At 44.2% G+C, this 13257-nt stretch carries 12 protein-coding genes; 1 reads left to right on the top strand and 11 read right to left on the bottom strand.

Annotated elements, in window-relative coordinates; genetic code table 11:
* Window positions 1–43 precede the first annotated feature (43 nt).
* The 10 genes from L990_RS10975 to L990_RS10930 all read right to left on the bottom strand — a co-directional run bounded on the left by L990_RS10975 (window position 44) and on the right by L990_RS10930 (window position 11547).
* Window positions 44–2377, bottom strand: a complete 2334-nt coding sequence (locus L990_RS10975; protein WP_047448941.1) for an ABC transporter permease — start codon at window positions 2375–2377, stop codon at window positions 44–46.
* A gap of 30 nt (window positions 2378–2407) precedes the next feature.
* A complete protein-coding gene (locus tag L990_RS10970) occupies window positions 2408–3103 on the bottom strand; it encodes an ABC transporter ATP-binding protein (RefSeq protein WP_047448938.1) in 696 nt (231 codons plus the stop codon).
* A gap of 100 nt (window positions 3104–3203) precedes the next feature.
* On the bottom strand, window positions 3204–4457 hold the full coding sequence (locus tag L990_RS10965; RefSeq protein ID WP_047449052.1) for an efflux RND transporter periplasmic adaptor subunit: 1254 nt from the start codon (window positions 4455–4457) through the stop codon (window positions 3204–3206).
* A 27-nt stretch (window positions 4458–4484) separates the two neighbouring features.
* The gene (locus L990_RS10960; RefSeq protein ID WP_081981685.1) at window positions 4485–5825 is read right to left on the bottom strand and encodes a TolC family protein; all 1341 of its coding nucleotides are present in this window, start codon (window positions 5823–5825) and stop codon (window positions 4485–4487) included.
* Between the two features lie 236 nt (window positions 5826–6061).
* The gene (locus tag L990_RS10955) at window positions 6062–6670 is read right to left on the bottom strand and encodes a hypothetical protein (protein ID WP_047448933.1); all 609 of its coding nucleotides are present in this window, start codon (window positions 6668–6670) and stop codon (window positions 6062–6064) included.
* A 6-nt stretch (window positions 6671–6676) separates the two neighbouring features.
* Window positions 6677–7003: a PadR family transcriptional regulator gene (locus tag L990_RS10950; protein WP_047448930.1), complete on the bottom strand. Its 327-nt coding sequence runs from the start codon at window positions 7001–7003 to the stop codon at window positions 6677–6679.
* Between the two features lie 110 nt (window positions 7004–7113).
* A complete protein-coding gene (locus L990_RS10945; RefSeq protein ID WP_047448923.1) occupies window positions 7114–8202 on the bottom strand; it encodes an acyltransferase family protein in 1089 nt (362 codons plus the stop codon).
* A 160-nt stretch (window positions 8203–8362) separates the two neighbouring features.
* Window positions 8363–8818 (bottom strand): cupin domain-containing protein, encoded by a 456-nt coding sequence (locus tag L990_RS10940; RefSeq protein ID WP_047448921.1) that lies wholly within the window; start codon window positions 8816–8818, stop codon window positions 8363–8365.
* A gap of 100 nt (window positions 8819–8918) precedes the next feature.
* Entirely contained in the window at window positions 8919–9953 is a 1035-nt protein-coding gene (locus L990_RS10935) for a hypothetical protein (RefSeq protein ID WP_047448918.1), read from the bottom strand.
* A 310-nt stretch (window positions 9954–10263) separates the two neighbouring features.
* Entirely contained in the window at window positions 10264–11547 is a 1284-nt protein-coding gene (locus L990_RS10930) for a hypothetical protein (protein WP_047448915.1), read from the bottom strand.
* 446 nt (window positions 11548–11993) lie between these two features.
* Here L990_RS10930 and L990_RS20010 point away from each other — a divergent pair, with 446 nt between their 5' ends.
* Window positions 11994–12728, top strand: coding sequence for a hypothetical protein (locus L990_RS20010; protein ID WP_052180924.1), 735 nt, complete (start codon window positions 11994–11996; stop codon window positions 12726–12728).
* A 246-nt stretch (window positions 12729–12974) separates the two neighbouring features.
* Here L990_RS20010 and L990_RS20215 read toward each other — a convergent pair.
* Window positions 12975–13257: hypothetical protein (locus L990_RS20215; protein WP_052180923.1), on the bottom strand; the 283-nt coding region annotated here is incomplete at its 5' end.

The following is a 13257-nucleotide window of genomic DNA, read 5'->3' as shown; positions in this document are numbered from 1 at the left end:
AGGTTCGAATCTAGCTAAAAGATTGCGATGTATTTTCTCTTTGCTACTCTTTTCGGAGAATGGATGATGGGTTAACCATGGCCGTCCTAAAAGTTTGTAGAATAATGATTGTTAGCCCAAGTAGAAGAGTTATGGTGATGGCTGCTGCAAACATCCAAATTTTCATCTCTATTCGGAAGGTAAAATCCATTAGCCAGCTGCGCATTGCGAAATAGGCAACTATGCCTCCAAGCGGAATTGCGGGGATTATTCTTACCATTATGTAACGGCTCATTGCCCAAATATTCTCAAACAGGGTAGCGCCAATCACTTTTCGAACAGCCATTTCCTTTTCCTTCTGTTTGGCTACGAAGCGACTTAAAGCGATAAGTCCCATTAGAGCTAAAAGAATTGCCATTCCTGCTCCCGATGCAATAATGTTGAACATGCTTTGGTCATTGTTGTAGAACTTAGAGATGTAGTCCGACGCCCTTTCTAGGGAAACGGGGGCTCCCCCAAAGTGGCGGGTAAGGGTTGCCTTTATGTAGCTTGGAGCATTATCCATTTGCCCTTTGCTCACAAGGATGGACAGCTTGTTGAATGAGCCCCATCCGTTATTGTAGATGTCGACACCGGGGCCGGATCTTGCCGAGCCGTATCGAATGTCCTTAGTAATTCCGATCACCTGCATTGACTTATCGTTTAGTAAGATGGTTGTGCCAATCGGATTTTTGAGATTTAGAGTTTTTACCGCATTTTGAGATAGTATTATGGAGGTGCTGTCGGCTGCTTCGTTGCCGGTAAATGTTCGTCCCTCTATGATCTTGATTTTATACGTATCAAAATAGGAGGCATCGCAGCGGCGTTCATCTACCGAGTAGCAGGTACTTTCTCCTAACTTTTTTACGCCTTGTCCGCTACATCCTGTAAAGGGGAAGTGGTCTGATGCGCTTGCCGATACAATAGCTGGATTTTTGGTTAGATCCTGAATTATTGTTTTTAGGCGGGCTTGATCTATTTTCTCTGGTAGCTCTACGGTGTATACATTATCTGCAGCGTATCCTAGGGGTAACGTTTTTTCGAACTGCAGCTGTGTAGCAACTACAATGATCGATATCAGACAGAATACAACGGCTGTAAACTGGAGCACAACAGAGCTTATGGTTAGCCGATGCCTTCGTTTTACAGAATTCCGGAGAAGTTCTATGGGGCTAGATTTTGATAGGTATAAGGATGGATATACGGATGAGGTTGCAACAACAAACAGAAATACGGCTGCAATCCAAGGGTAGAAGGTTGGGTTAAGCAAAAAATTAGGTGGAAGCTTAATGTTTAAAAAGGATGAAATATAATCGCCAAGAAGATGTAACAATACAAATGCGATTAAAAAGGATATCAATGTAACAACAAACGACTCTACAAGTAGCATTCTTACAATGTTGGCACGGTTGGCACCGTTGGCTTTACGTATGCTAATCTCTTTTGCTCTACGTTCCCCTTTTATAATGCTTAGGTTAATGAAGTTTGTTATTGCAATACCAAGAATAAATAGAACTACAATCATCAAGAAGAGGAGGTTTAAACGATTTACCTTTTTAATCAGATCGTAGCCCGCTTTAGTTTTAATATGAACGCTAGAGAAGGGTTCTACTTCACTGGAAAATTTGGCGTTAGCATCCTCAAAGCGAGCTGTAAGTAGTGCCGTATTTATTTTGTTACACTTTTTTATGGCTTCTGGTATGTTTACTCCTTTTTTAAATAGTACATAGGTTGGTAATTCTAACCCTTGCATGTAGTTGATTTTTTCTGGATGCATTCCGAATAGGACCTTGTACCTAAACATGGTATTTATTGGCTGATCTTCAACTACCGCTGTAATAGTACATGTTTTTTTATCTATCACTAGCGTTTTTCCAATAGGGTTTTGTCGTCCAAATAGCTTTTCTGCTTCAGATTTTACGAGGACAACGGTATTGGGTTGAAGTGTTTTTCCAGATAGCTCTCCAGCCACTAGTTTAGCATCAAAGATGGCGTAGAAGGATGGATCTACCATCATTGTTCTGCCTAACTCTACCATTTCTCCATTTGCCTTTGTGGCAATCGGGGTTCCGTAATCGTACAGTTGAGAAACTTTCTCAACTTCGGGTAAAACTTCTAACTTTTCTTTTAACGCTCGGAGGTTAATTGAGAGATAGTTGTCGTCTTGGCCAACCTCTTTCCAAACGGATAACGTTCTGTATATTCGATCTATTTTGCTATGATGCTTGTCGTACGAGTGCTCAAATACGAGATGGGTTAGCAGGAACATGGCCGCTGCAAGACCTATTGCTAGTCCCGCAATGCTGGTAATGGTGAGCTCCTTTTCTTTGAATGCGGCTCTAAAAATATGTTTTATCATGGCTTATCTGATAATCGGGGTTATGGTAGATTATAGTAAAGCCGTTGAGGTGGCTGTTTTATGCTGCATGATAATCTCGCCGTCGAGAAGGTTTACCACCCGGTGAGCATAGGAGGCATCTCTGTCGGAGTGGGTTACCATAACTATGGTGGCTCCATCATGGTTAAGCTCGGTGAGTAAGTTCATAACCTCTAACCCATTTTTGGAGTCGAGGTTTCCTGTTGGCTCGTCGGCAAGTATTAGCGAAGGGTTGGTAACTACCGCTCTGGCTATGGCAACGCGCTGCTGCTGCCCACCCGACAGCTGGTTGGGGAAGTGGTTGGCTCTATGCCCTATCGACATTCTATCTAAAACAGTTTCCACCATGCTACGACGTTCGGAGGCTTTGTAGTTGAGGTAGGTGAGGGGAAGCTCCACATTTTCGTACACGTTAAGTTCATCAATTAGGTTAAAACTTTGGAAGATGAAGCCGATGTTGCCTTTTCTGAAGGATGTACGTTCGCGCTCCTTTAAACGAGATACCTCCTTCTCCTTAAATAGATAACTTCCAGAGGTGGGGCTATCTAACAGGCCAAGTATGTTGAGTAGCGTTGACTTACCGCATCCCGATGGACCCATAATGGCAACAAATTCCCCTGCACTAATGGTCAACGATACCTCCTTTAAGGCGGTTGTTTCTACATCTTCGGTGCTAAATACTTTTGATAGTTTTTCGGTTCTTATCATTGTAGTTCTTTTTTATATTTAGTAGGCGGGGATTGCCGCTGCAAAAATGGGCAATCCCTCTGCTTTTTTCGCGCTACTTTTGGGTTAACTTCAATAAATTTTACTTTTTGATTAGCAAGGTTCGGCAGCTCTCATAGAGCTCGTAGCTCGAGGTGATTACCTTTTCTCCTGGTTTAAGGCCCTCTAGCACTTCGTAGTATTGGGCGTTTTGTCGACCAATCTTGATGTTTCTTCGGATGGCCTCCTTGCCGCTATTATCCACAACAAACATCCATTGCCCCCCTGTTTGCTCATAGAATCCACCACGAGGTATGAGTGTGGCCATAGATGGTTGCCCCAGTTGAATATCTATCTGGTATGACTGTCCGGTTCGGAGGTCGGCAGGACGGGAGCCTTCAAATACCAGCTCTATTCTGAATTGTCCGGATCGAACCTCTGGGAATACCTTCCGTACGCGTAGCTGGTACGTTTTTCCTTGGCTTTCTAGCGAGGCTCGCAATTCGGGTCTTATTCGGTCTATGTAGTGCTCGTCTACCTTCGATTCAATTTTGAAATCGGACAGCACGTTTATTTGCCCAATTTTTTGTCCTACTGCAATGGATTGTCCTATCTCTGCTTCGAGTAGGCCTAGCTGACCTGCAAGAGGAGCCTTTACAATTAGGTTATCTATGCGCTGGCGTATTAGCGCAAGGTTTCGTCTCATATTCGAAAGGCTTTCCTCCATTTGATGTACCTGAACGCCCCGAAACAGGGAATCCTGCCGTTGTCGCTCTACCACCAGCTCGCGGTTTCGAAGGGCGTACTCGTAATCTTCTTTGGCTTGCAGGTATTCTTCTTTTGAGGATAGCTGCTCAGCATACAATTTGGATAGCTGCTGATGCTTTCGGCTTTTGCGCTCTATATCCAAGTCGAGCTGCAACTTTTCTTTTTTTAGGCTTAGCCTTTCCTGCTCCATCTGTACTAGGGTATTTCGAAGGAAGTTTGATTTCTCGGCTAGCTGCGCTTCGCTTTCCAGTATATTGAGGTTTAGCATGGGGTTGCTTAGGCGGAGTATGGCATCTCCTGTATTAACCATCGCTCCTTCCTCTACCATTTTAGATTGCACCATACCACCTTCAATGGCGCTGAGCTGTATGGTGGTAATAGGCTGTACCTGTCCCATCAGCTTAATGTAGTCGTTAAATACGCCTTTGGTTACCGTTTCTATGGTAAGCCTATCTGCCCTTACTCTCGATGTGCTGCTGTAGTCCTTTCCTACTAGCAGGTATATAACGATAGCAAGAAGAACTGCTGCTGATGCGTAGGTTACTGTCTTGCGGTTGAATTTCGATTTGTTTTCAATCTTTTTATCCATCGACATGGCTTTTCGTTTTATGTGGTGCTATAGTTTATCTACAAATAGGTTTCCTTCGAAGTAGGATATTATGCGTGCGCTAAAGGCGTATAGCGCTTGAGCCTTTAGCGTTTCTACTTTTGCTTTAAGTAGGTTGTTGGCGCTGCTATGCAGCTCTATTATGCCAATCAGCCCATCGGTATACTTACGCTGGTTGGTTTGGTAGGCAACATCTTGGGCTTCCTGCTGGCGTAGAGCCTGCGTTACTGCCTCTGTGGCTCCTTCGTATTCGGCAACGGCCTTGCTAACCTCGGCGTAGAGTTGCTGCATGGTCTCCTCGTAGTTGGCCTTTTCTATGAGGTTTTCCAGCTGGCTGCGCCTAATGTCCGAGCGGTGCTTTAGCCCAGTAAATAGAGGAATTCGAAGGTTAAGTTCCACGTAGTGACTTGCCAAATCTTTCAGCTGGCGGGTGTAGGCATCATCACCTCCTTTTATTAAATTTTTGGAGTAGGAGGTGGCATAGCCTCCCGATGCTGTGAGGGTTGGTAGCAGCATTCCCTTGGCTACGTAAACGCTTAGAAGGCTTTTGCGCAGCTTATACTCGGCTTCCTTTACGCGAGGCTGTGTGGTTGCTGCCTTTTCGAAAAGGAGTTGAGGAGTAACCTCTCCTGCTATGTTGCTGGTTAGATTTTGTGGCAGAGTAAGGGTGTCGGTTTGTGGATACGACATTGCCTGCTTTAGGTTTACCATTGCGAGTAGGTAGTCGTTGGTGGCTTGCGTTAGGTTGTAGCTGTCCGAAGCGTGCTTAGCTCTTATTTCTGCAACATCCGATTTCGATTTCATGCCCAGCTCCGACATGCGCGTTAGCTGCTTAAGCTGCTGCTCGCTTTGCGAAAGCTGCTCGGAGGCAAGAGCCATCAGTCCCTGCTTAAATAGGGTGTTGTAGTAGGCCGTTGCAATGGTTACACCGTGACTATTGGCCGTCTGCAGCTGGTGCTCTAGCCCTGCCAGCTGGTTTACGTAGGCCATTCTGCTGCTATTGGTTAGGCTAAAACCCGAGAATATGGTCATCTCGGCTCCTATGCTCATGCGGTTGCCAAATATTCTACTCTCGTTAATGTACTCGTTGGTTTTGGGGTCGGGTAGGCGTCCTATGGTCCACCCCACCGAAGCGTTGGCGTTAACCGAGGGGAGCTGCTGTGCAATGGATTCCTTTAGGTTTTGCTGGTATATGCCTGCCTGTGCAGCATCGCGGGCAGTTATGGGACTGTGCTTAATGCCGTACTCTACGCATTGGTCTAAGCTCCACGTATCTGCTTGGGCCATTCCTTTCGATGCTCCCATGGACAAAAGAACTGCTAGTACGGCTATTTTTCCTTGCTGTATCATTCCTAATATATCGTTCTTCGTTTCGATGTAGGAATGCCAACAGCGTGCCTAATGGTGCATGTTACTATTTATCAGTATAGAGATGGATGAGGAAGGCCGTTTTTGTGTCAAAGAATTAGACAACGGTGGATGATTTTTTGACACGATGAAAGAGTCAAATTATAGTGTAACCCAGTTTAGAAGGGGGAATAAAATAAGGGAGCGTAATTGCTCCCTTATTATGTATGCTTGTTGCATTATGCCACCTTATGGTATCTTTTGAAGAGAACGATAGGGAGGAGCGCAAAGTTGGTTACCGATAATGCTGCTATTAGCATGGAAACAGTTCCAGGCCAGTGGAAAATATGAGCTAATGATGCCATACAAAAAAATGTAAGCGCCATAAATCCGAGGATGTACATAGCCCTGCTTCCCGCCGATTTGTTGATCTCCCGTCGGTATAGATAGGTGAATAGCGAAGGTAGGAAGAGGAGAATGATGGTAAGCCCGGTTAATAGCACTCCAATACTTCCTCCTGGAAGATGGAGAAGCTTTAGTACAGCCGAGATTGTCGCAAGGAAAAGCGACATGTAGCCCGAAACGTAAAGAAGCCTTTTCATAGAGCTAATTTTTTTAGATGTTAGTAAGTAAATTGTTTCCCGCTCGATTTCGTCAAATCCGTCGGGTGCGATATTATGATAGGCCAAATCATACGCTGTTTCAAAACTTTTTCCTCTTGCCAGCTGCTCCTCTATGGCGCAGCAAAAGTGGTCTACTAAATCCTCCTTGATTTCCGAAGAGGCTATTTTACTTCTTTCAACAACTGTTGCTATGAAGTCGATTTGTTGATCGGTTAGGTGGTTCATAATTATCTATTTTAATGAGATAATTTTACTGATGGTTTCTATGAAATCTTTTAGCTCGGCCTCGCGCTGCTCCTTCTCCTGTACGCCTTTGGGGGTAAGCGAGTAGTAGTGCCTAACCCGCTTACCGATATTTTCGGTCTCCACCTCAATAAATCCTTCATCCTTTAGCTTGTGCAGCGCAGGGTAGAGCGAGCCTTCTTTTAGCAGAATTTTATCGTCGGAGAGCTCTTTCACCCGCTGGGTTATCTGGTATCCGTACATTCTGCTATGTTCGGCAAGCAGCTTTAGCAGTATTGCCGACATGGTTCCTTTTAGTAGTTCTTTTGAATACATAGAACAAAAATACATAGAATTACGATGTATGCAAATTTTTGGTTTGTTTTATATAAAAAAGGCATCAAGTTTTTTACCTGATGCCTTTCTAGTATGGTGGAAGCCTGTTTTTATTTTTTAGCCATGCGCCTTTTTGTTAGATACTTTCTGATAGGCGCATCGTAAGCAATTAGAGCTAAGTAGGCCAAACCTACAAGCAGTAGGGTACTTACAGAAATGATCGCAAATTGTTCTCCAGTGGTCGTAGAGTGGCTGGTAAAGTAGCTGGCAAAAATCCATATAAAGAAGTAGTGCGTCATGTAAAGCGGGTACGATATCCGCCCAGAAAAGTTGCAAATCCCTTCGCTCTTACCTGAAAGAACCGACCCTGCACCCAGCGCAACTATCAAAGGAAAGTATAGCAGCACCAGTAGCGCTTCTACAATCCAGTTAAAGGAAAAGTATGGCAGCAAAAAGGCTACCGAAAGGAGTAGAGCCAGACCAATGAACCCTATCCGATTTTTTATAATCCAGCTGTAGCGATAAATCAGCAGACCTGCCAAAAAGGAGAAGGAGACGCGAATGGAGCCATCCCAGAAGCTCGCCTTTCCCCATCCGCCTGATAGCGTTCCGCTTCGGTACGCAACGTAGCAAATTGCCAGCGCTGCTGCGGCGGTTAGCATGGCAATAACCTTACGGTTTAGCCTACAAAGTACCAGCGCGTAAACGATGTTGGCTACGTATTCCCAAAATAGCGACCATGCCGGAGCGTTAAGTCCAAAGAGGTTAAAGTAGCGATCTTCCATTACAGGAAAGGGGATTAGTAGCAGGGTGCAGGCAAAAATAAGGGCAAGTCTTCCTGCGCTATAAATTCCGGTGTGGTCGGCAAACGGGTCGAAAAGAAAGCCAAGGATGCCCAGTACCGCTCCAAGTACAACTAGCGGATGTAGCCTTATCAGCCTCGACTTGAAAAATTCCTTTATCCCCATCTCCTTTATGCGGCTGTCGTATGCGTAGCCGATAACAAACCCCGAAAGGCAGAAGAAGAAATCTACGGCTAGGTAGCCGTGTCCAATAAAGTTTTTGCTGTAGTCGGGCGAAACCCACTCCATGAAATGAAAGATAACGACTGCCAGCGCGGCAACGCCTCTAAGCCCATCGAGGATGGCAAAGTGCTTTTTAGGCTGTAGTAGCTCAGCGGTTAAGGTGTTTGGGTGCATCTTTAGATTATTTGGGTTGAGCCTGCAATATTAAGCAGTTTTTGCCCATGTTAAAAGCAACCACCACCTTTTGTTCCGCTTGCATTGATGTTATTAGAACTTGCGTAGCCCTAACTTCAGGATCGCTACTTTCCTATACTTGGTATTGTTACCTTACGCTTTACCTCCATTTGGGCTCAACGGGAATTCGCTCCCCATCAGCCGTAGTGTGCTCTTCGAGCGAGTTCTCCTTCGACTGTATTACGATGTAGGTCATTATCTCGTCCGAGGTGTTGGTTAGCCCACGCTTGCCTTGAGGCGACACCCGAATAACGCTCCCTTCTTTAATGCTAAAGCAATCCTCATCAACCTGAAAGTAGCCGCAGCCCTTTAGGATGATGTACGTCTCCTCGTTTTTTCGGTGTATGTGAAAGTAGGGTACCTCCGATCGTGGAGCAATTGAGTTAAACGAGATCTCGGTGCCTGTCGACTTGGTGGCCTCCTTCAGGAACACTTTGCCTTCTATTTCTCGCTTGCTAATAGGATGCACCAGCGAGTAGTCGAGCCATCCGTTCAGGGAACCTAAATCTACGGCGGAGTAGGCATCGCCCTCCGATATAACCTCTATATTTTTCATGCTTACGTTGTTTCAGAACCATCCGCTAGCGATGGTGCTACTGTTTTAGATGCCGCTAAAAGTAGCGATTTTTCATTTGGTAGGGAGGTAGAGGCGTAGATTACTCCGTTCCCTCCGTTCCCTCCTGCTCCTGTTTCTCTTGATGAAGTATCAGATGCCAGTTTTTCTTTAGCGTCTCAATCAGGAGCTTTACGTTTTTATTGTCATCCTTGGTCGTATAGCTATCCAGCACCTCGTTCATATTTTCTATCGTATCGGGATCGTGTAGTATTGCAGGAGGGTCGTTCTTCCAGAAAGCCTCTTCGCGAGGCATCGAGCTGGCAATGCAGTACACTAGGCAGTCTAGCGCAATTATGCCTAGAGGCGGCCCCATGCTTATCCATTTCTTTACCCTAGCCCAATCCAGCTGAGACACCGCAGCCGCAAGGCTCCATCTCGAGATGTCTTTCTCATCCTTGGGGACATTGTTTTCAATCCAATCAAGCGTTCCCTTGTATTGAAAAACACGAAGGCTACTGATGTTTCCGAAGTAGAAATCATCTTTCTCAGACTCGTGGATGGCCTCGGTAAAGTAGTAAAAGCCCTCGCTTACGGGTAGACAGCGCGCTAGGGCCTCGGCATACACGTAAAAGTACTTTTTATCCCTAAGCCGCCATTCGGCTCTAATCCAGTCGTCGGCATACGGGCCCAGCACTATCGAGGCCAGATCGTAGATCTTATCGCTAAGCTCCCTGTTTTCGTTGATTCGTCTATTTAGCGAGAAGAGAATCTCGGCCTTATCGAACTTCTCGAGGGCGTAAATCGCCTCCTCGTCCCAGTTCCAGCGCAGAATCGAGTAGCTGATAAGCATCTCGTAGTCATCCTTAATGTTCTCCAGCTTGGGGAAGGCCAGGCTATCCTTCTGCACCACCTCTTCCGAAGGCTTTAAGGCTACCCCATTCTCGTCGTATAGGTACTCGCTTAGCGATGGCGTATCCCCATGTATCGCCTTTAGGTTAAAGTATTCCAGTGGGCGTAGAGTTGTGTTGATAAGCCGATTGTAGCACGACGAGCATAGCACGTATGGGTGGCTTTCGCTCTCGTCGCTCTCTACAATTTCGGCAAATCTTGTTCTACAAGCTTGACATTTTACCATTTTACGATGCTATTTAATGTATAGTAAAATATGGCAGCAGGTTGATAGGTGCCTAAGTGGCCTTTTATACCCCTTTCCTGACGTTTGATGCCTAAATATATTTATATTTTTTCTGTCCGATGCAATTTTGACTCGCATTTTTAGCTAGCAGCCTTTTGTGGGATAAAATTCAGGTAATGTTTCTATCTCAAAAAAATGCTATTTGCAGTATGCCATGCATTATCTATATTTACTATAAGGGACTCAGTTTGGATTAAGGTGTCTATTGAGAACCATCTCCCTTGCATATCTACAGATATTATTGGATCTATTATTTCGATTCTATTTCAAATTGGTGATTGATGAAATTTTCAATTAATGTGGGGTTTGTTTTAATTGTTGATAAAATTGTATTGATATTGTAGTGTAGAGGAACGGATACTGCTTTGTTATTTAGTAAATCTTTAAGTAGTGTCTCAAATTCTTGTAATGTCCCAAAATTATTGTTGAGAGATGTTTTTTTTATATGCATATTTGGTTCCATTACTTCATTAATATTAGCTCTTAAATTAGTGATGTAAATATTTAATTTTGTAATTCCAACAAATTCGGGTTTTCCACCTTTGTCTAGCCAACGGAAAAAACCTGTGATTAAGGTTTTACTTTCTATTTTATTATTATTTCTTTTGTGCATGCTTTCTTCTATTAATTCCCTTTTCATTGCATTTTTTATTGTTTTAATAAAGTCGTCGGCAATAAAATCTTTCCAGTCGCAAGATCCACTTCCTGATGGTGCTATAAGCCCAATTGAAGACATTGATTTGTCGTTTTGTATCCATAAGAAGATATAATTGTCTTTTGTGATCGCAATTGTACTAACCCCAATGTGATTATTTAATTTTGTGCATGTAATTGATTTAATCTTATTGTTTTCTAAATAAGCATTTTCTGGATGTTTGAAAATTATTTCTCTATTATTGCTTTTTGTTAGTTGTTTGTTTACAGTCATGTTGGTAACAATGGAGTCGTAATAACTGTTTTTGTAGCAATAAACGGAGTCATTCATTTTGATATCCTTGGATAAGCAAAGTTTTGATTCATTGTAAATATTTCTATTGGTTGTCAAACTTTCAGCACAGTATGATTTTATGAATAAAAAAAGATGTTTGAAATTTTTTTTTATGAATTCATGTATGCTTTTTTTCTTATCGTTGTCAATTTTTATTTTTATTGTTCTATTATTGCATTCGATTAATTCTTGGTTTAATATATCTGAATAGGTAATATAGTTAATGCCATTGTTTGTTTTGTATCCTTCGATTTTGTAATTAGTTTCAGGGATTGTTTTTTTATAATCAATAGGTATGTTCGTTATGACGTATCCATTTGTTTTGTTTTTATGTGACTTGTAAATCCAATTAATAAAATTAGTAACAAATATTGCTCCTGTAATTATAATCTTAATCCATTTTTGACCATCTTTGTTTATAGAAATTATATAATCTAATATGCTATAGAATAAAGCTAATGTGCTTAGAATAAATATCAATGTTTCTACCTTGTTGTATCGGAGGTAATATAAAACAACGCTTGTGTAGTTTTTTAAATTTGACATGGTATAACTGGTTTTTATTTAGTTAATAATACAGTTTTTTAGACTCCTGTTCTATTCTCTGTAGTCTAATGCTGTTTTCTGGAGGTTTGTCTTTTGTTTGAAAACTTCGTCCTTCTTTATATATTGGTATTTTGCATGTCTTAACATATAGCCAGTTGGCATTTCCGATTTTGGTTATAGTTTAGGTACTTTCAGTCGAAACTTCCTGTTTTATTATGCTTTTAGGGATCTATTTAGATGTAAATATACCCATTTTCCCCTTCCCACACCCCTCTATGGTTAAAAAAAAACAACATCAAAATCATTCTACACGCATTATGAGGGTGGTAGCATAAAAAAAAATGCGGGTGTAGCTAAAAAAAGTCATAAAAACACTTGCGCATGTTAATATGTGTTTTTAATTTTAAGGCCAATAACCTTAATTCTAACAATTAATCTTATCAAACATGGCAACTTTTTCAGAGACTGGTCATGCAAAAAACGTCGACAACTTTTCTTCTTTAATAGCCAATGCAACCAGCATGGGCGAGAAGTACAATCCAACCAATCCCTCCATAGCGCTAACGGCGCTCTCCCTAAAGGAGAAGACAGCCCGTGCCGCCGTCGATGCGGTAAACGTGGCCATGCCCGCCTATGCTAAGGCCTGCGAGGAGCGCGACAGCTCCTTCTCCGAGATGGATGGGCTCGTTACCCGCGTTTACAACGGATTGTGCGCCTCCTCCTCCTCCGATACCACCGATGCCTCGGCAGCCTCCATCGTTCGTAAAATTAGGGGTACGCGCAGCTCCTCCTCCAAGGCAGCCTCCAAGGCGACCGCTGCCGCCAGCGCCCCTAAAACGGTTTCGGTATCGCAGCGCAGCTTCGATAGCCAGGTCGATAACTTCGACAGGCTGGTGGAGTTCCTAGCGGCCACCCCCGAGTACGCACCCAACGAGCCGGAGCTCAAGCTTACCGCGCTACGCACCGTGGCCACCAATCTCAGAACCAAAAATAACGCCTGCAATGCAGCAAAAATATCGCTCGATAGCGCCCGCGATGCTCGCAACGCCGAGCTGTACGAGCCAACAACCGGCTTGGTCGATGTGGCGCTTACCGTAAAGGCGTACGTTAAATCCCTTTACGGCACCGCAAGCCCCGAGTATAAGCGGGTTGGCGCCATCGAGTTTAGGAAAGCAAAGTGACCATATAAAAGATCATGAACAATTTTTTTTGCGGGTAAGGTTCTTGTGTAAGCCCCTTACCCGATTTTTTTATGTCGCCCCTTCCGCCATCGCCTGCCACCATGCTTCTTTTTGGGGTCGATGGCTCCCCCTGCCACCTTGCCGCTCTCCGCTGGCTCCCCACGCCCTGCAGCCCCTTCCAACCTCCTCCACGGCCGACGCGCCTCCTTCGTTACTCGTCTCAGCATCGATGGTGCTGGCTCATGCCTAGCCCCAGCTGCCGCTTTCGCTAGGGTAGGGGATGGATATCGCTTGGTTGCCGAGTGCGCCGCCCTCGTTGCTGAGTGCGGAGCCTTCGTTGTTTAGTGCGCTGGCTTGGTTGCCGAGTGCGGAGGCTTCGTAGTTTAGTGCGGAGGCTTGGTTGCTGAGTGCGGAGCCTTCGTTGTTTAGTGCGGAGCCCTCGTTGCTGAGTGCGGAGGCTTGGTTGCCGAGTGCGCCGCCTTCGTTGTTTAGTGCGGAGGCTTGGTTGCCGAGTGCGCCGCCTTCGTTG

The sequence above is a fragment of the Alistipes sp. ZOR0009 genome, from assembly GCF_000798815.1.
GTDB lineage: Bacteria > Bacteroidota > Bacteroidia > Bacteroidales > ZOR0009 > Acetobacteroides.
The sequence above is the reverse complement of the archived record's forward strand: the minus strand, read 5'-3'. Positions and strand labels throughout refer to the sequence as shown.